The sequence below is a fragment of the Bradyrhizobium sp. 27S5 genome (genome assembly GCF_037217225.1).
Taxonomy (GTDB): domain Bacteria; phylum Pseudomonadota; class Alphaproteobacteria; order Rhizobiales; family Xanthobacteraceae; genus Bradyrhizobium; species Bradyrhizobium septentrionale.
The window spans coordinates 340713-358908 of the sequence record NZ_CP147714.1 but is presented as its reverse complement, the minus strand read 5'-3'; the positions used below and the strand labels follow the sequence as shown (position 1 = coordinate 358908).

14 protein-coding genes and 1 pseudogene are annotated in these 18196 nt (G+C 65.2%); 10 read left to right on the top strand and 5 right to left on the bottom strand.

Annotated elements, in window-relative coordinates; all coding sequences use genetic code 11:
• Positions 1–134 precede the first annotated feature (134 nt).
• Complete coding sequence (locus WDM24_RS01755) at positions 135–974, bottom strand: caspase family protein (RefSeq protein WP_338830217.1); 840 nt, start codon at positions 972–974, stop codon at positions 135–137.
• Between the two features lie 359 nt (positions 975–1333).
• Between WDM24_RS01755 and WDM24_RS01750 the strand changes: the two genes are divergently transcribed.
• The 9 genes and pseudogenes from WDM24_RS01750 to WDM24_RS01710 all read left to right on the top strand — a co-directional run bounded on the left by WDM24_RS01750 (position 1334) and on the right by WDM24_RS01710 (position 13496).
• Positions 1334–3061 (top strand): hypothetical protein, encoded by a 1728-nt coding sequence (locus WDM24_RS01750; RefSeq protein ID WP_414645802.1) that lies wholly within the window; start codon positions 1334–1336, stop codon positions 3059–3061.
• Between the two features lie 116 nt (positions 3062–3177).
• Positions 3178–3903 carry a thermonuclease family protein gene (locus WDM24_RS01745; RefSeq protein ID WP_338830215.1) on the top strand — a complete coding sequence of 242 codons (726 nt, stop codon included), beginning with the start codon at positions 3178–3180 and terminating at the stop codon, positions 3901–3903.
• Positions 3904–4078: 175 nt separating this feature from the next.
• A complete protein-coding gene (locus WDM24_RS01740) occupies positions 4079–4909 on the top strand; it encodes an LssY C-terminal domain-containing protein (RefSeq protein WP_338830214.1) in 831 nt (276 codons plus the stop codon).
• A gap of 133 nt (positions 4910–5042) precedes the next feature.
• Positions 5043–6227, top strand: coding sequence for a pyridoxal-phosphate-dependent aminotransferase family protein (locus WDM24_RS01735; protein WP_338830213.1), 1185 nt, complete (start codon positions 5043–5045; stop codon positions 6225–6227).
• A 282-nt stretch (positions 6228–6509) separates the two neighbouring features.
• A pseudogene (locus WDM24_RS01730) lies at positions 6510–6844 on the top strand (GIY-YIG nuclease family protein).
• Between the two features lie 283 nt (positions 6845–7127).
• Positions 7128–8180, top strand: a complete 1053-nt coding sequence (locus WDM24_RS01725; protein ID WP_338832556.1) for an ABC transporter ATP-binding protein — start codon at positions 7128–7130, stop codon at positions 8178–8180.
• Positions 8181–8203: 23 nt separating this feature from the next.
• Positions 8204–9268 carry a substrate-binding domain-containing protein gene (locus tag WDM24_RS01720; protein ID WP_338830211.1) on the top strand — a complete coding sequence of 355 codons (1065 nt, stop codon included), beginning with the start codon at positions 8204–8206 and terminating at the stop codon, positions 9266–9268.
• A gap of 244 nt (positions 9269–9512) precedes the next feature.
• Positions 9513–11174, top strand: a complete 1662-nt coding sequence (locus WDM24_RS01715) for an iron ABC transporter permease (protein WP_338830210.1) — start codon at positions 9513–9515, stop codon at positions 11172–11174.
• A 288-nt stretch (positions 11175–11462) separates the two neighbouring features.
• Positions 11463–13496, top strand: coding sequence for a S9 family peptidase (locus tag WDM24_RS01710; protein WP_414645801.1), 2034 nt, complete (start codon positions 11463–11465; stop codon positions 13494–13496).
• 338 nt (positions 13497–13834) lie between these two features.
• On the opposite strand, the gene WDM24_RS01705 is transcribed toward WDM24_RS01710, so the two are convergent.
• The 3 genes from WDM24_RS01705 to WDM24_RS01695 all read right to left on the bottom strand — a co-directional run bounded on the left by WDM24_RS01705 (position 13835) and on the right by WDM24_RS01695 (position 17275).
• The gene (locus tag WDM24_RS01705) at positions 13835–14554 is read right to left on the bottom strand and encodes a ribonuclease activity regulator RraA (protein WP_338830208.1); all 720 of its coding nucleotides are present in this window, start codon (positions 14552–14554) and stop codon (positions 13835–13837) included.
• Between the two features lie 125 nt (positions 14555–14679).
• The gene (araD, locus tag WDM24_RS01700) at positions 14680–16419 is read right to left on the bottom strand and encodes an L-arabinonate dehydratase (RefSeq protein ID WP_338830207.1); all 1740 of its coding nucleotides are present in this window, start codon (positions 16417–16419) and stop codon (positions 14680–14682) included.
• A gap of 220 nt (positions 16420–16639) precedes the next feature.
• A complete protein-coding gene (locus WDM24_RS01695) occupies positions 16640–17275 on the bottom strand; it encodes a response regulator transcription factor (protein ID WP_029084264.1) in 636 nt (211 codons plus the stop codon).
• A 154-nt stretch (positions 17276–17429) separates the two neighbouring features.
• Between WDM24_RS01695 and WDM24_RS01690 the strand changes: the two genes are divergently transcribed.
• The gene (locus WDM24_RS01690) at positions 17430–17738 is read left to right on the top strand and encodes a hypothetical protein (RefSeq protein WP_166307857.1); all 309 of its coding nucleotides are present in this window, start codon (positions 17430–17432) and stop codon (positions 17736–17738) included.
• A gap of 139 nt (positions 17739–17877) precedes the next feature.
• Here the strand turns inward: WDM24_RS01690 and WDM24_RS01685 are convergent, their stop codons facing one another.
• Positions 17878–18195, bottom strand: coding sequence for a PilZ domain-containing protein (locus tag WDM24_RS01685; protein ID WP_166300857.1), 318 nt, complete (start codon positions 18193–18195; stop codon positions 17878–17880).
• Position 18196 lies beyond the last annotated feature (1 nt).

The following is an 18196-nucleotide window of genomic DNA, read 5'->3' as shown; positions in this document are numbered from 1 at the left end:
CATAACCACCGATCTTTGAGATGAACGCGGCTGCGGCCCCAGCATCGCACCACAACGCACATTCGTGGTTATGGGTCCCGGCTCCCGTGCGCAATTGCGCACTAGGCCGGGACGACGTGCGGGAAGACTTGGGCTCAGCCGCCGAGCTTGATGTCTTCCAGCAGCGAGGACGACACGCTCGGCACCTGCTCGCCTTCGCTCGCGCGCGAGATCGCGACGCGGGTCTTGTTGAAGGCGGTTTCGGCGCCGGCCTGGGCGTTGAGGTTGTTGATCAGCTCGGAGACCAGCACGCTGTTCGGCGCCCTGGAATCGTCGGCGACCTTGCCCGGCGTCGCCGAGGTCAGCACCAGCGTGTTCTCCGGCGGCGAGATCGGCGCCAGGCCGTGCGAGAAGGCGCGGAAACGGCGCTCATAGGGATTGCGGCGCGAGGCATCGAGCACGACGAGCTTGGCTTTCGCGCCGCGCTCCTTCATCGCATCGAGCACGGACTCGACGCTGACACCGGTGCGCTTGACGTCGGCTTCCTTCCAGATCGTGGCATCGACCGGGATCATGTAGCTCTCGCGGCCGACCTGCACGCCGTAGCCGCCGAAGAACAGCATCACGACGGTGTCGGGGCGGATCTTGGCCTTCATGCGCTCGACCGCGCGGACCATGTCGTCGCGCGTCGCGTCCTCGACCACGTCGACGTCAAAGCCCTCGCGGCGCAGCGCCGACGACAAAGTGCGGGCATCGTTGATCGGCTGGGCCAGCGGGGCCGCTGCGTCCGGGTAGTGGCCGTTGCCGATGATCAGCGCGAGGCGAGAGGTGCCGGCCGGGATGCTGCCGGTGGTGTCGGTGGCAACAGCTTTGGCGACATCCATCGTCCGCTTGTTGAGCGCGGCATGGGCGCCGATCGCCAGCGACACCGTGCCGGCCACCGCCACAGCAAAGGCGATGGTGCGGCGGGAAATGCGAAGCTGCCTAAGGTTCATAGCGTTCCTAGTCCCAATCTTTATCCCGATCACGCTCACACGAGATCGCGCCAGTTAGTCGCGTCAGAGACATTCAGGTTTAATGGGGTTGAAGCCTGTGTGCCGTCGATTGAGCTCAATTTGCGGCGCTGCAACAAACATTCCATTAACCCGACCGGGCGGCCGGAGCAACCCGGTTTGCCGCATGCTGCCGCCCGGCAGAGGCCATTGACGCCGTTAAGATCCCGTTACGTGACTTCGGTCACATTTGTATTTTGTAAGGATTCATGTAGCTTTCCAACGACTTGCGGGATTTTGGGGAGGAGCGCGGGAAATTCTGCCTGATGGCAGCGTTAACCGGTTCCAACAGAAAGAGTTTTATGGGCTTTCACGAGATCGCAGGCGCCGTGTGCCGGTCACTGACCGCAGCCAAGGACGGCCCGTCGCTGTACGACGTCTGCGACCCCGTGCTGCAGTCCTATCGCGGCGGCGATGCCCATCTCGGGAAGTTCTACCGGACCGCGCTCGGCAATCCGCCGCTGCGCGCACTGCTCCGCCGCACCGGCCTGCCCGCGCTGAACGACCCCGACCGGCTCGGCGGCCTGCGCGCCGCGCTGATTGAGGCGCGCGACGCCGAGGCGCCGGACTGGGCCGCGATCGGCGCGCCCGTCGCCGCGCTGATGGACGATATCGGCGTCCGCCACCCGGCCCCGCCGGCAGCGCCGGCGCCGGGGCGGATGCCCGAGATGGCAGAGATCGACCGCGTGATCCGCCTGACCGGCGCGCATCTGCTGCGCGCGTTCGGCAAAAACGCCTTCATCCCGACCTATGCCGCCTTCAATCTGATCGGCGACCCCGACGTCGGCGGCCGCGAGATGCTGATGGCGCTGACCGGGCTCAACGCGCGCGGCTACAAGAACTCGACCCTGCTGTTCAGCCTGGCACGTATCTTCATCGCCCATTCGCCGGCGCGGGTGCTGATCAATCCGGCCTGGCGCGGCATCGCCGAGCCGATGTGGGAACCGGTGCAGATCCGCCACCGCTCGGCCTATTACGACGCGTTCTTCATCGAGGCACTGCTCGGCTTTGTCGAGACCGGGCTGGCATCGCCGGATGAGACAAGCGCGGCGCGGCGCGCGATCTCTGACATGGTCGAGTTCTGCCTGAAGACCAGCGCCGAGGAGGTGCCGTCGTATGACGGCTCCATCGTGAAAGTCGTCACCGCGCTGGCGCCGGGCCGGCATCCGCGCTTCTCGCGGTTCTTCGCCCAGATCAAGCAGGACCTCGGCTTCGGCATCTATGTGCCCGACTGCGACACCACCGCCTGCTCGTTCTCTGCCGCGACACAGGCCGGCTCCGACGATCCGATCCTCGCGCAGCCGCTGCTCGACTTCTACCGCGGCTACCAGGTGCGCGCGGGCGCCAACGAGCCGCGCGTCACGGTGCCGCTCAACGACAACATCGATTATGAAGGCGGCGTCGTCACCTGGATCGACAATCTCGCGGGCGAACGGCCCTACGGCAACGACCTCGATCCGACGCTGAACCTTGACATTCTCGAGGTCTCGTTCCGCAACCTCACCCGCTGGAAGATCATCGAGACGCCGCAGCGGCTGGAGACGGTGCATCGCATCATCGCCTTCCAGAGGACTCTGGTCGAAAGCGGCGCGTTCAAGAATCCGCGCTCGCACATCTATTATCTGCCGGAGCTCTATTCGGCCTATTTCGGCCGCTGCTACGCCGCCTTCGTCGCGCTGCCGCTGGCAGCGCAGCGCGTCATCGATCCGGGCAACGTGTTCGCGCTGATCCGCGCCCGGGTGCTCGGCTACGTCACGAACGAGCTGATCGCCCACGAGATGAACCCGTTCGACGCCGCACTGGCGCTGATGGCGCTGGCGCATCTTGGCGCCGCGGTCTCGACCTTCACGCCGGCGCTGCACTGCATCGTGCAGGGCCTCGGCGAGGGCGGCCGCAAGGGGCCCTACAAGGCCTATGAATGGAATAAGATGAAGACCCCGACCCGCATCCTGGTCGGCGGGCCCGAGGTGACGTCGGCCTTCGTGCTGATGGGCCTCGCGCTGGCGAAGAAGCGGATGACGCGAAGTTGAAACTGGCGGAAACACTCCAGCACTGGCACGGTTGCCCAATTGCCCGCACAATCCTTGGGCACTGACGTCGAGACGCTCAAGCCCTTTGGACGACAAGAATCTGGCCGGGAATGCCGATGTTCAAGACGCTGCTCACTGCTGGCCTGCTGCTCGCGCTGCCGACCTTGGCTGTCGCCGCCGACATCACCGGCGTGCCGAAGATCCGCGATGGCGACCAGATTCAGATCGGCAGCGCCCGCATCCGGCTCGGCGGCGTCGACGCGCCGTCGACCGACCAGCTCTGCCTCAACACCAAGGGCGAACGCTGGACCTGCGGCGTCGCCGCGCGCGACGAGCTGATCAAGCATGCCGGCAACAAGAACTGGACCTGCCATCCCCGCTCGGTCGATCGCCGCGGCCGCACCATCGCGCGTTGCGAGGTCGACGGCGAGGACATCCAGAAATGGCTGGTCAGCAATGGCTGGGCGCTGGCCTACACCCGCGTCTCGCATGATTACGAAGCGGACGAGAAGGCGGCGCGCGAAGCCAAGGCCGGGATGTGGCAAGGCGCGTTCATCGCGCCGTGGGACTGGCGCGTGCGCAACAAGAAGACCACCGTGCTCGGCGCGGTGAAGCCGCCGGATGGCGCCAGCTCGATCCTGCTCGCCTCGGCCTCGGGCCCCGTCGCGCCCTCGCCCGACTGCACCATCAAGGGCAACGTCAACCGCTCCGGCGAATGCATCTTTCACCAGCCGACCAGCCGCTGGTACGCCAAGATCGAGATGAAGATCAGCAAGGGCACGCGCTGGTTCTGCTCGGTCGAGGAAGCCGAGGCCGCCGGCTGCCGCGAGACGCGGCGTTAGGCAGAGGTGAGATTGAATCGTTCCGCATCGTCAGTGCACCCCCTCTCCCGCTTGCGGGGGAGGGTCGGGGTGGGGGCTCTCTCCACGAGTCATATTGCGGAAATAGCCCCCACCCGGATTGCATCTTCGATGCAATCCGACCTCCCCCGCAAGCGGGAGAGGTAAGGAGGCCGCTGTGACCAACGTCGAGATCAATCCGCCCGTGGCGCGCCGGCGCAAACGCCTGCGCTATCTGCAGCTGTTTCTGTTCGCCCTCTTCATCTACCTGATCGCGGCCTATCTGCTGCTGCCCGCACTGTGGACGCATTACGAACACCAGAAGGGCCTTGCCAACCTGCCGATGGTGACGCGCACCGCGCAGGGCATTCCCGGAGATCCGATGAATGTCGGGCTGATCGGCGACACCAGGGACGTGGTCTGCGCGATGCACGAAGCCGGCTGGTATCCGGCCGATCCGGTCACGCTGAAATCCTCGATCGAAATCGTAGGCTCCGTGCTGCTCGATCGTCCCTACAAGGATGCGCCGGTGAGCAACCTGTTCTATCTCGATCGCCGCGAAGACCTTGCCTTCGAGAAACCGGTTGGAACGAGCGCGGACCGCCGCAACCATGTCCGCTTCTGGAAGGTGCTCGATCAGGGCGAGGAGAAGCGTCCGGTGTGGCTTGGCGCTGCGACGCTCGACCGCGGCGTCGGCGTCAGCCACTACACCGGCGCGGTGACCCATCATATCGCGGCCGATCTCGACGCCGAACGTGCGCTGCTCACCACCGATCTCGAGTCCGCCGGCATGGTCACCGCGAAATATCAGGTGACCGGGATCGGCCCGACCCTCGCCGGCCGCAACGGCGGCGGCGACCTCTATTACACCGACGGCGAAATCTGGGTGCTGCGGCTGGTCGAGGCCTGCCGCAAGAACCACGGCACGGTCGAGCAGATCCCAAGCCCCGCCGCGACCGAATTCAAGGACCAGGTCTGGCGCGCGGTGGTCGAATCAATCGGCAAATGAGGGCTGTGTCCCGCGCTTTTGGAAACGCTGGATTGCTTCGTGTGGCTCGCAATCGGAGCCACGATGGAATAGTCTCTCCGCTTGACCCCTCACACGCATGATTTGCGTTGCTTTACCCACAAGGAACAGGACGATGACCGTTCGCGCGGGCCGGGAATTTCTGGCCATCCCCGGGCCCACCACGATGCCCGATCAGGTGCTGCAGGCGATGCATCGCCCGGCGCTCGACATCTACTCCGCCGAGATGGTCGAACTGACCGAAAGCCTGCTGCGCGATCTCTCGAAGCTGTTCGCCACCACGGGCAAATCCTACATCTACATCGCCAATGGCCACGGCGCCTGGGAGGCGACGCTCTCCAACGTGCTGTCGCGCGGCGACAAGGTGCTGGTGCTGGAGAGCGGGCGCTTTGCGATCGGCTGGGGGCAGGCGGCGGCCGCGATGGGCGCCGATGTCGAGGTGCTGAAGGGCGACTGGCGCCGCGCGATCCGCCCCGCGGAGGTCGAAGAGCGGCTGCGCCGCGACAAGGAGCACAAGATCAAGGCGATCCTCGCCGTGCAGGTCGACACCGCGTCGGGCGCCTACAACGACATCGAGGCGATCGGCAGGGCGATCAAGGCCGCCGGCCATCCCGCGCTGTTCATGGTCGACACTGTCGCCTCGCTCGGCTGCATGCCGTTCGCGATGGACAAATGGTATGTCGACGTTGCGATGTCCGGTTCGCAGAAGGGCCTGATGACGCCGCCCGGCCTCGGCTTCGTCGCCGCCAATGACCGCGCCTGGGACGCGCACAAGAAGGCCGACCTGCGCACGCCCTATTGGGACTGGACCGAGCGCGAAGGCAGCGAGCACTACCGCAAATATGCCGGCACCGCGCCGGTGCATCTGTTGTTCGCTTTGCGCGAGGCGATCAACATGCTGCATGCCGAAGGCCTGGAGAATGCCTTCGAACGGCACCGGCTGCTCGGCGAAGCCGTGCGCCGCGCGGTTGCCACCTGGGCCGAGGGCCAGGTGCTCGGCTTCAACATCACTGAAGCCGCCGAGCGCTCCAACACGGTGACAACCGTGACCGTGAAGGGCGCCGATCCCGCCGCGATCCAGCGCTACGCCAAGGAGAAATGCGGCGTCGTGCTCGGCACCGGCATCGGCGATTTGCAGGGCCAGGCGTTCCGTATCGCGCATATGGGCCACGTCAACGCGCCGATGATCCTCGGCACGCTCGGCGTCGTCGAGGTCGCGCTCACCGCGCTGAAGATTCCACACGGCAAGGCCGGCGCCGACGCCGCCATCCAGTGGCTCGGCGAGAACGTGAAGGCGTAGGCTTTCCCAGCGCGTCCTACGTCCCGGACGCACATGCTTGACCCGTCATCCTGAGGAGCCGCGCTTTGCGCGGCGTCTCGAAGGATCGACGGCCGCGCAGTCTCCGACGGTGCACCAGACCGCTGAGATATCGGGGCCGTGCATCCTTCGAGGCTCGCTCCGCTCGCACCTCAGGATGACGGGACCGAGTGTTTGGGGGATGATGCACTAGCACTTGCGCGTTGACCGTGACTAAGTTTGCTTCATGATCGGGCCGTGCGCTACGCGCACGGGTCTGGTGACATGGGCATCTACATCTACATGCTTCGCTGCGCAGACAACTCGTACTATGTCGGCAGCGCTACCGGCGACGATCTCCGGCCGCGCATCGAACAGCACAATGCAGGTACCTTCCCCGGCTACACCTACAATCGCCGACCCGTCGTCCTCGTCTGGTCGGAGTATTTCGATCGCGTCACTGACGGTATCGCTGCGGAACGGCAGATCAAGGGCTGGGGCCGGGCGAAGAAAGAGGCACTCATCAAATCGGATTGGAAACCGTCAGCCGATTGGCGCATCGTCGCGGTGGCGCACCGCGAGCTAAATCCGTGGCCGATGATCCCTCCCCGTCATCCTGAGGTGCGAGCTCTTGCGAGCCTCGAAGGATCGACGGCCCCGCTGTGGCCGCGAGCGAATCGGTGCACGCCGAGATATCCGGGCCGTGCATCCTTCGAGACGCGCGCAAGAGCGCGCTCCTCAGGATGACGGGAGAGTGGTCGGGGGATACGCAACGAAGAGGAGCCACGACTATTTGACGGGGCACGAACACTTTCCGTCGTCATCATTTTCAGCTTTACTGCCGGCAACAGCCGGGCACGGATCCCTGCGAGACAACAAAATGGAGGGGATCGCTTGGCATCGGTGGAATTGCGCGGCCTGGTCAAGCGGTTTGGATCGTTCGTCGCGGTTGATGATGTTTCGCTGACGATCGATCACGGCCAGCTGGTCTGCCTGCTTGGGCCGTCCGGCTGCGGCAAGACCACGACGCTGCGGCTGATCGCCGGCTTCCTCGAACCATCCGACGGCGAGATCCGCGTCGGCGACCGCGTGGTGTCGTCGAAAGCGCGCACGCTGCCGCCCGAGCAGCGCAACATGTCGATGATCTTCCAGAGCTACGCGCTGTGGCCGCACATGACGGTGGCCGAGAACATCGTCTACGGCCTGCGCTTGCGCAAAATGGATCGCGACACCATCGCGAAAAAGCTCGCCGCGATCCTGGCGACGACCAAGCTGCAACCGCTGGCGCAGCGCTATCCAGGCGAGCTGTCCGGCGGCCAGCAGCAGCGCGTCGCGCTGGCGCGGGCGCTGATCGTCGGCCCCGAGACGCTGCTTCTCGACGAGCCGCTGTCGAATCTCGACGCCAATCTGCGCGAGGAGATGCGGTTCGAAATCCGCCGCCTGCACGATGAATATCGCTACACCACGGTCTACGTCACCCACGATCAGTCCGAGGCGATGACGACAGCTGATCTGATCGCGGTGATGAATGCCGGCAAAATCGACCAGCTCGGCGCGCCTGAGGACATCTATGCGCGGCCGGAATCCGAATTCGTCGCGCGCTTCATCGGCGCCGCCAATGTCATCAAGGGCACCGCGCGCGACGCGACCCACGTGGAATTCGCCGGCGCGACGCTTGCGGTGGTCGGCGCGAAACTCGCAGCCGGCCAGATCGCGCCGGTCGCGATCCGTCAGCACGAGATCCAGCTCTCGACGCGCCCGCCCGCCGCAACGCCAAACACGCTCAAGGCCATCGTGACGCGGCAGGTCTATCTCGGCATGAACCGCGACTACATGGTGGAAACCTCCGACGGCACCTCGCTGCGCGTGACCACACCGACGGAGACCGCGGTCGAGAAAGGCAGCAAGGTCTGGCTGACACTGCCGCCCGAGAGCTGCCGGGCACTCAGCCGCTGACCAACAAGAAACGGAAGCACGCGATGCGGAAACCAATTTCCAGACGCGATGTCCTGAAAGGCTCTGCGGCGCTTGCGGCCGGCACGGTGTTCGCTTCACCGGCGCGCGCCGCGGCACCGGAGCCGGTTGCGATTACGCCCGACCTTGTCGCCGCCGCGAAGAACGAAGGCAAGCTGGTGTTCTATTCGTCGATGGACCTGCCGGTCGGCGAGAAGCTCGGCAAGGCGTTCGAGGCGGCGTATCCCGGCATCACGGTGCAGATCGAGCGCTCGGGCTCGGAGCGGCTGTTCCAGCGCGTGGTGCAGGAATTCGACGCCAACATCCACGCCGCCGACGTCGTCAACAGCGCCGATGCCTCGCACTTTATCCCATGGAAAAAGAGCGGGTGGCTGATGCCGTTCGTGCCCGAGGATGTCGCGAAGTATTTTCCCGACAATTATCGCGATCCGGACGGGATGGCCGTGACGACGCGGCTGTGGCTGTCCTCGATCGCCTACAACACCAATCTGGTGAAGGCGGAGGACACGCCGAAACGCTTTGCCGACCTGCTCGACCCGAAATGGGCCGGCAAGATGGTGAAGGGCCATCCGGCCTATAGCGGCACCATCATGACCACGACGTTCCAGATCGTGCGCGAGCTCGGCTGGCCTTACCTCGAGAAGCTTGCCAAACAGCGCGTGATGCAGGTGCAGTCCTCGACCGATCCGCCGAAAAAGCTCTCGCTCGGCGAACGCGCCGTGATGGCCGACGGCAATGAATACGGCATCGTGCTGTTGAAGGAGGCCGGACAGCCGGTCGAGCCGGTCTATCCGACCGAGGGCACGCCGACAATCTCGGGACCGACGGCCATCTTCGCCGGCGCGCCGCATCCGAACGCCGCAAAGCTGTTCCAGGCCTGGCTGCACACCCGCGAGACCCAGCAATTCTTCGTCGACTTCACCGGCCAATATTCGGTGCACGCCCAGGTGCAGCCGAGGGCCGGCCGGCGCAGGCTCGCCGACATCAAGCTGATGGAGGAGGATCCGGCGGGGGTGGAGGCGATGACCGAAGAAATCAAGACGCGCTATGCGCGGTTGTTTCGGGTGTGAGGATGCGAGCCGCGGTGCATGCTTCCTTGCCTCGCCCCGCTTGTGGGGAGAGGCCGACGCGCATCGCAAGATGCGCGGCGGGTGAGGGGGAATCTCCGCGCACTCGGTGTCTGTGGAAGCAGCCCCTCACCCGAACCCTCTCCCCGCAAGAGCGGGGCGAGGGAGCTGAGACAGTTCACCGCGGGTCAACATGACAACAACCACCTCCCCAGCCCCCCGCCCCCGGATCGACTGGACACATCCGGTGCTCTGGCTGTTCGCGGCCGTGCTCATCCTGCTGATCCTGCTGCCGCTGTCATGGCTTGCGGTGTTTGCCTTCACCGACAAGAATCGCCATCCGACGCTGCAGAACTTCGTCACGCTGTTCAGCAATCCCGATTTCCTCGATCCGCTGCTGACAACGGCGATCATCGCGACCACGTCGGCGGTGATCTGCTGCATCGTCGCGGCGCCGCTCAGCTGGCTGGTATCGCGCACCGACATGCCGGGCCGGCAGACCATCCGCGCGCTGGTGACGGCGTCGTTCGTGACGCCGCCGTTCCTCGGCGCGGTGGCCTGGGAATTGCTGGCCGCGCCGAATTCGGGGCTGTTGAACCAGCTCTACCGGCTGTTCGCGGGCGAGGATGCGGACGCGCTGTTCAACATCTATTCGATGACCGGGATCATCTTCGTGATCTCCTGCTACACTTTCCCGTTCGTGTTCGTGCTGGTGGCGAATGCGCTCGACACCATGCCTGGCGAGCTCGAGGACGCCTCCGCGATCCTTGGCGGCAATGCCTGGACCACGGCGCGTCGGGTGACGATCCCGCTCGCCATGCCCGCGCTGGTCGCGGGCGCCCTGATCGCCTTCCTGCAGGCGATGACGCTGTTCGGCTCGCCGGCGATCCTGGCGCTGCCGGCCGGTTTCCACACCATGACGACCAAGATCTGGAGCCTGTTCCAGTATCCGCCGAAGCTCGAGCTCGCGGCCGCCGCCGCCGTGCCGCTGCTGGTGCTGACCATCCTGCTGCTGCAGGGCCAGAAGGCGCTGCTCGGCCGCCGCGGCTATTCGGTGATCGGCGGCAAATATGGCGCGCCGCGCCGCGTGGAGCTGAAGGGATGGCGCTGGGCCGCGCTCGGCTTCTGCCTCCTGGTGCTGCTCAACCCGGTGTTCCTGCCCTACTTCGCGCTGCTCAATGCCGCGTTCTCGCCGAATGCGACCACACTGGTGACGCCGTCGACGGCAACGCTGCACAACATCGTCTTCGTGTTCACCGAGCTGTCGTCGACGCAACTGGCGCTGAAGAACACCGTGATTCTGGGCGCCGCGACCGCGACCATCGGCACCATTCTGGCGCTGGTCATCGCCTATGTGACGACACGGAAGGTGATCGCGGGCCATCGCATCCTCGGCTTCCTCGCCACCGCGCCGGTCGCCGTTCCCGGCATCGTGCTCGGCGTCGGCCTGTTCCTGAGCTACACACGGCCGCCCTTCGTGCTCTACGGCACGCTGTGGATCCTGCTGCTGGCGTTCCTCACCATCAACCTGCCCTCGGCCTATCAGCAATTGCAGGCGGCATTCGCGACCATCCATCCCGAGCTCGAGGAAGCAAGCCGCATCCTCGGCGCGACGCGGTTGCAGGCGTTGCGCCAGATCACCGCGCCTCTGCTGCGCACCGGGGTGATCGCGACCTGGTGCTTCATCTTCATCGGCGTGATGCGGGAACTGTCGGCCGCGATCGTGCTGTTCACCTCGCAGACCAAGGTGCTGTCGGTCCTGATCTACGATCTCAACGAAGGCGGCGACCTCGCCGCGATCGCGGTGCTCGGCATCGCGATGCTGGTGATTACATTTGCCGTGGTACTGGCGGTGAACCAGATCCCGATGTCCGGCGGCAATGCCGGCGCGAAGCTGCGGAACGGGTAGTTCGATCTCCTGTCCCGGACGCGCTGCAGCGTGACAACGCTGCTGCGCGGAGCCGGGACCCGGCAAACATGGGCCCCGGCTCAGCAGTGCATCGCTGCGCGCTGCACTGCGTCCGGGGCAGGACATGCGAGCCGGCGCACCTCATGCATCAGATCATCTGGCAATCGCCACATTCATCCCGATATAAGGCGGAACCCCGCATATGAGGATCGTGTGACCAAATCCACCACCAAGAATTCGCCCCCTGTCGCGCCGCGCCGGCCGCATTCGTTCACCACTCATGGCATCATGGTGACGGACGACTATGCCTGGATCAAGGATCCGAACTGGCAGGAGGTGCTGCGCGATCCCTCGATCCTCGATCCCGATATCCGGACCTATCTCGAAGCCGAAAACGGCTACACCGAGAGCCTGCTCGGCCACACCGACGGCTTGCAGAAACAGCTCGTCAAGGAGATGCGCGGGCGGATCAAGGAGGACGATTCCAGCGTGCCGTCGCCGGACGGCCCGTTCGCCTATTTCCGCAAGTTCCGCGAGGGCGGCCAGCACGAGCTGTTCTGCCGCACGCCGCGCGACGGCGGCGATGCGCATGTCGTGCTCGATGGCGATGCGCTGGCCAAGGACCACAAATATTTCAAGTTCGGCGGTAGCCGGCATTCCAACGATCACCGGCTGCACGCCTGGAGCGCCGACACCAAGGGCTCGGAATACTTTTCCATTCGGGTGCGCGACTGGGCCGATGGCGGCGATCTCGAGGATCTCGTCGAGGAGACCGATGGCGGCGTGGTCTGGGCCGCGGATTCGAAGAGCTTCTTCTACGTCAAGCTCGACGACAATCACCGCCCGATGCAGGTGTGGCGGCACAAGCTCGGCAGCAAACAGGCCGACGACATCCTGATCTATGAAGAGCAGGATCCCGGCTGGTTCACCCATCTGCACGAGAGCGCCAGCGGCCGTTTCTGCGTGATTGCCGGCGGCGACCACGAGACCTCCGAGCAGCGGCTGATCGATCTCGCCAATCCGGACGCGCCGCCGCGGCTGGTCGCGGCGCGCGAGGAAGGCGTGCAATATTCGATCGCCGACCGCGGCGACGAACTCTTCATCCTGACCAATGCCGACGACGCCATCGACTTCAAGGTCGTCACCGCGCCGCTGGCTGCGCCCGAGCGGACCAACTGGCGCGATTTGATCCCGTATCGCGAAGGCGTCTATGTGCTCGACGTCGAGCTCTATGCCGGCCACATGGTGCGGCTGGAGCGCGCCAACGCGCTGCCGGCGATCATCATCCGCGACCTCAAGACGGGCGAGGAGCACGCGATCGCCTTCGACGAGGCCGCCTATTCGCTCGACACCATGGGCGGCTACGAGTTCGAGACCACCAATCTGCGTTTTGCCTATTCGTCGATGACGACGCCGTCGGAAGTCTATGACTACGACATGGCGACGCGGACGCGGGTGTTGCGCAAGCGCCAGGAGATTCCGTCCGGCCACAACCCGGCCGATTACGTCACCACGCGCATCATGGCGACGTCGCATGACGGCGCGCAGGTGCCGGTCTCGATCCTGCATCGCAAGGACCTTGCCCGCGACGGCAACGCGCCGCTGCTGCTCTATGGCTACGGCTCCTACGGCATGGCGATGCCGGCGTCGTTTGCGGCGAACCGGCTGTCGCTGGTCGACCGCGGCTTCGTCTATGCGATCGCGCATATCCGCGGCGGCGCCGACAAGGGCTGGGGCTGGTATCTCGACGGCAAGCGCGAGAAGAAGACCAACACGTTCGACGATTTCGCCGCCGCCGGCCGCGCGCTGTGTGACGCGAAATACACCAGCGCCAAGCGCATCGTCGGCCATGGCGGCTCGGCGGGCGGCATGCTGATGGGCGCGGTCGCCAACCGCGCCGGCGAGCTGTTCGCCGGCATTGTCGCCGAAGTGCCGTTCGTCGACGTGCTCAACACCATGCTCGACGACACGCTGCCGCTGACGCCGCCGGAATGGCCGGAATGGGGCAACCCGATCGACAGCGAGAAGGATTTTCGTACCATCCTGTCCTATTCGCCCTACGACAATGTCGCGGCAAAGGACTATCCGGCGATCCTCGCAATGGGCGGCCTCACCGACCCGCGCGTCACCTACTGGGAGCCGGCGAAATGGATCGCGCGGCTGCGCGCCACCATGCGCGGCGGCGGACCGGTGCTGTTGCGCACCAACATGGGCGCCGGCCACGGCGGCGCCTCCGGCCGCTTCAACCGCCTCGACGAGGTCGCGATCGTCTACGCGTTCGCGCTGTGGGCAGTCGGGATGGCGGAGAGGGCGGAGGTGTAGGACATCGTAGCCCGGATGAAGCGCAGCGAAATCCGGGAGCGGTCGTGCCGGCCGTGAGAGCCCCCGGATTGCGCTGCGCTCCATCCGGGCTACGGGATGCCATTTATCTTGCGCTGATCTCACCGCGCCGTCGTCCCGGCGAAGGCCGGGACCCATACCGCGTGATCTATCCATCGCGGAAGTAGCTGTACCAAGGCGTGCAACGCAACTGCCAGCCGTCGCCAAACTCCTCCCTGTGGTTATGGGTCCCGGCTCCCGTGCGCAATTGCGCACTAGGCCGGGACGACGGCGGAATGCGTGGCGGTCGCTTATCAAGGACGACGGCGGAGAGTGAGGCGTCACCGCCCCTTCGCCGTCCGCCACACTGCAAAATCCTTCAGCGTCTGCTCGTCGGTCGCGGGATAGAGGCCGAAGATGCCGCGGCCCTTCTGCACCTCCTCGGTGACGAAATCCTCGAACGCGGTCATCTCGAAGGTTTCATTGGCGATCTCGTCGGCGAGATGCGCCGGGATCACGATGACGCCGTCGCTGTCGCCCAGGATCACGTCGCCGGGAAACACCGGCGCGTCGCCGCAGCCGATCGGGACATTGATCTCGACCGCCTGATGCAGCGTCAGATTGGTCGGCGCGCTCGGGCGGTGATGGAAGGCCGGGAAGCCGAGCCGCGCGATCTCGATAGAATCGCGGAAGCCGCCATCGGTAACGACGCCGGCGCAGCCGCGCTTCATCAGCCGCGTCACCAGGATGGCGCCGGCCGAGGCCGCGCGCGCGTCCTTGCGGCTGTCCATGACAAGCACGCTGCCGGCCGGGCAGTCCTCGATCGCCTTGCGCTGCGGATGCGAGCGATCGCGGAATACCTCGATCGTGTTGAGGTCCTCGCGCGCCGGCATGTAGCGCAGCGTGAAGGCTTCGCCGACCATGGTCGGCTGATCGGGGCTTAGGGGGTGAACATCCTGGATCATCTGGATGCGGAAGCCGCGTTTGAACAGTGCGGTCGCGACGGTTGCGGTGGAAACGGATTTCAGTTTGTTGCGGGTGGCGTCGCTGAGTTTTGACATGGTGCATTGCTTTCTTATCGGTCGTCATTCCGGGGCGATTCAGCATCGAACCTCAGGGGCGCAATTGCGCCCCGGGGAATCTCGAGGTTCCGGGTTCGATGCTGCGCATCGCCCCGGAACGACGGTCAATAAATCGACGGCTCTCCCACCGGCTTGCCAAAACCGGTCTCCAGGAAATCGAAGTCGCAGCCCTCATTGGCCTGCTTGATGTGTTTCGAGAACATCCAGCCATAGCCGCGCTCGAAGCGCTTTTCGGGCTGCTTCCATTCGGCGCGGCGCTTGGCCAGCTCCGCCTCTGGGACATCGAGATTGATGGTGCGCGCGGCGACGTCGAGCGTGATGCGGTCGCCGTTCCTCACGAGCGCCAGCGGGCCGCCGATATAGGATTCCGGCGAGACGTGCAGGATGCAGGCGCCGTAGCTGGTGCCGCTCATCCGCGCGTCCGACAGCCGCACCATGTCGCGCACGCCCTGCTTCACGAGCTTGGTCGGGATCGGCAGCATGCCCCATTCCGGCATGCCCGGCCCGCCCTGCGGCCCGGCATTGCGCAGGATCAGCACGTGATCGGCCGTGACGTCGAGATCGGGGTCGTCGACCGCCTTCTTCATCGACGGATAATCGTCGAACACCAGCGCCGGCCCGGTGTGCTTGAGGAAGCGCGGATCGCAGGCGCTCGGCTTGATCACGCAGCCATCAGGCGCGAGATTGCCTTTCAACACCGCAAGCGCGCCCTCCTTGTAGATCGGATTTTCGACGGTGCGGATGACGTCGTCGTTATGGACTTCGGCGCCCTCGATATTCTCGCCCAGCGTCTTGCCTGACACGGTCATGCAATCGAGATGCAGATGCGGCTTGATCCGGTTCATCAGGCCGGGCAGCCCGCCGGCATAGAAGAAATCCTCCATCAGATAGAGGTCGCCGCTCGGCCGCACATTGGCGATCACAGGCACCTTGCGGCTCGCCGTCTCGAAATCATCAAGTGAAATGTCCTGGCCGGCGCGGCGCGCCTGCGCGATCAGATGGATGATCGCGTTGGTCGAGCAGCCCATCGCCATCGCGACCGTGATCGCGTTCTCGAACGCTCTTCGGGTCTGGATCTTCTGCGGCGTGAGATCCTCCCACACCATCTCGACGATGCGGCGGCCGGCCTCCGAGCTCATGCGGATGTGGTTGGCGTCGGCCGCGGGGATCGACGAGGCGCCGGGCAAGGTCATGCCGATCGCTTCCGCGATCGCGGTCATCGTCGAGGCCGTGCCCATGGTCATGCAGGTGCCATAGCTGCGGGCGATGCCGGCCTCCATGTCGACCCAGTCCTTGTCGGAGATCTTCCCCGCACGCCGCTCGTCCCAGTATTTCCAGGCGTCCGAGCCGGAGCCCAGCGTCCTGCCCTTCCAGTTGCCGCGCAGCATCGGCCCCGCCGGCAGATAGATCGCCGGCAAATTCATGCTGGTGGCACCGAGCAGCAGCCCCGGCGTGGTCTTGTCGCAGCCGCCCATCAGCACGACGCCGTCGACCGGATGGCCGCGCAACAGCTCCTCGGCATCCATCGCCAGCATGTTGCGGTAGAGCATCGTGGTCGGCTTCAGAAGCGATTCCGACAGCGACAGCGCCGGCAGCTCGAGCGGGAAACCGCCGGCCATCAGCACGCCGCGCTTGACGTCGTCGACCCGGCTCTTGAAGTGCGTGTGGCAGGGCTGTGCGTCCGACCAGGTGTTGATGATCGCGATCACCGGCCGGTCGCGCCACTCCTCCGGCGCGTAGCCCATCTGCATCGCGCGCGAGCGATGGCCGAAGGCTCTGAGATCGTCGGGCGCAAACCAGCGCGCGCTGCGCAATTGATCGGGGGTCTTGTTCTTCTTCGTCATCTTCGATGCGCCATGTGCTCGATATTGCGTGCTTCGATAATGCGTGTCTCGACATTGCCTGCACGCGCGTCATCTCAGCGCATGCCCTGCGCAACGCATATACTCGATTTCCGGACCTATCGTCCTGCGCGCGGTGCAGACGTGCCGTTCGCCGCCGGTGTGCCGGGCGTGCGCCGCACAAACTCCGCAATGTGGAAATCAGCGCGGAAACCAGCCTTTGCTAGCTCTGGCGCTGCGCCGTCATCACGATGCGGACGAGATCGGCGGCATTGCGCGCGCCGAGCTTCTTCATGATGTTGGCGCGGTGATCCTCGATCGTGCGCGGGCTGATGCCGAGATGACGCCCGGCCTCCTTGTTGGAGGCGCCCGCGGTGAATTGCTCAAGCACCTCGCGCTCGCGGCGGGTCAACGGCTCGCGCCCCGGGAAGTGCAGCGCGGCGATGCGCGACGCCGAGGTCTCGGCCTGGCGCCGCGTGTAGGCGTCGATCGCTTCATTGAGACGGCTGACGATCTCGTTGCCGCGGAACGGCTTCTCGATGAAATCGAGCGCGCCGTTCTTGATGGCGCTGACCGCCATCTGGATGTCGCCCTGACCGGAGATCATGAAGATCGGCGCCGGATAATCCTCGCCGTGAAGCTCGCGCAGGATATCGAGGCCGGATTTGCCTGGAATATGCACGTCGAGCAGGATGCAGGCCGGCGTCCTGCTGCGCGCCACCGAGAGCAGCGCCGCACCATCCGCAAAGCAGATCACCTTGTAACCAGCGGTCGACAGGACCACGGAAAGCGTCTCGCGGACGGCGGGCTCGTCGTCGACCACGAAAATTTCTCCGCGAGGAGCGCCATTCTCAACCATTTGCATCGTCCATCAGTGGTGAAGCGTGCTGACCTGACCGCACAAGAAGTAACTCGACCATCTCGATCAATGGACCCGTATTTGTACGGGACGTCCGCTTAACGCACAAGTAGCACCGCGTTCCCTAAAAGCGGGGACGGTGGAGAAAACATGCATGGTAAATGCAGCGGCGGACGGCGTTGCAGGGCGTTGGGACGAGGGCAACGATCCCTACAACCTGATCGTGACGGACCTCGTCGCGCTGATCGGCCATGTCCGGGCGAGCCTGCGACTGATCGAAGCGGCGATTGCGCGCGAGGCATTGCTGGCCGAGCAGGACGCCGCCGCCAACATCGCCGTGCTTGACGACGTCACCCCACGCTACGAGGCCGCGTCCACGGCGCTGAGAGCCTGCGACGCCGGCCTCGGCGCGGCACTCGATCGGATGCGCGATTCTGAGGCACCGGCGCGCCTCCTGAATTGACCCACTGGGCCGGCAGCCCCGGGTTTGGGCGCCATCACGCAGATCGTCCGACGACGCCCGACACGCCCCAACCCTTGGGGCGACCATCCGTTCCACGCATTGTCCGGATTGACGGCAAGGCCGTGCCCGCCCGGTCAGGTCAGGCTCTGGCCCGCTCTTCGTCGGCGGCCGCCCGGCGCTTGCTCGGCTTGCCCTTCAGGAAGCTGATGTCCATTTCGGTGCCGTTGACGCGGACCAGCTCGCAACGACGATAGGCGAGCCCGGTCGAGGACAATAGCAGGAAAAACTCCTTCAGGTTGAGCCCCTGAATGGAACCCTCGACCGTCAGCGACGCATCATTGTCCGAGATGGCGTTGAGCTGGCAGTCGCGCCGCCAGGTGCCGTCGATGGCCATGATGCAGACATCGACGCCCCGGCTGAACGTGACCCGCTCAACGGATTTGCCATCTTCGGTCATC

What these genes read in the sequence shown, in the direction of transcription:
- WDM24_RS01755 (WP_338830217.1), bottom strand. Translation starts at nt 974, where the DNA reads ATGAACCTTAGGCAGCTTCGCATTTCCCGCCGCACCATCGCCTTTGCT.
- WDM24_RS01720 (WP_338830211.1), top strand. Translation starts at nt 8,204, where the DNA reads ATGCGGAAACCAATTTCCAGACGCGATGTCCTGAAAGGCTCTGCGGCG.
- WDM24_RS01710 (WP_414645801.1), top strand. Translation starts at nt 11,463, where the DNA reads ATGGTGACGGACGACTATGCCTGGATCAAGGATCCGAACTGGCAGGAG.
- WDM24_RS01695 (WP_029084264.1), bottom strand. Translation starts at nt 17,275, where the DNA reads ATGGTTGAGAATGGCGCTCCTCGCGGAGAAATTTTCGTGGTCGACGAC.
- WDM24_RS01705 (WP_338830208.1), bottom strand. Translation starts at nt 14,554, where the DNA reads ATGTCAAAACTCAGCGACGCCACCCGCAACAAACTGAAATCCGTTTCC.
- WDM24_RS01685 (WP_166300857.1), bottom strand. Translation starts at nt 18,195, where the DNA reads ATGACCGAAGATGGCAAATCCGTTGAGCGGGTCACGTTCAGCCGGGGC.
- WDM24_RS01735 (WP_338830213.1), top strand. Translation starts at nt 5,043, where the DNA reads ATGACCGTTCGCGCGGGCCGGGAATTTCTGGCCATCCCCGGGCCCACC.
- araD (WP_338830207.1), bottom strand. Translation starts at nt 16,419, where the DNA reads ATGACGAAGAAGAACAAGACCCCCGATCAATTGCGCAGCGCGCGCTGG.
- WDM24_RS01745 (WP_338830215.1), top strand. Translation starts at nt 3,178, where the DNA reads ATGTTCAAGACGCTGCTCACTGCTGGCCTGCTGCTCGCGCTGCCGACC.
- WDM24_RS01690 (WP_166307857.1), top strand. Translation starts at nt 17,430, where the DNA reads ATGGTAAATGCAGCGGCGGACGGCGTTGCAGGGCGTTGGGACGAGGGC.
- WDM24_RS01750 (WP_414645802.1), top strand. Translation starts at nt 1,334, where the DNA reads ATGGGCTTTCACGAGATCGCAGGCGCCGTGTGCCGGTCACTGACCGCA.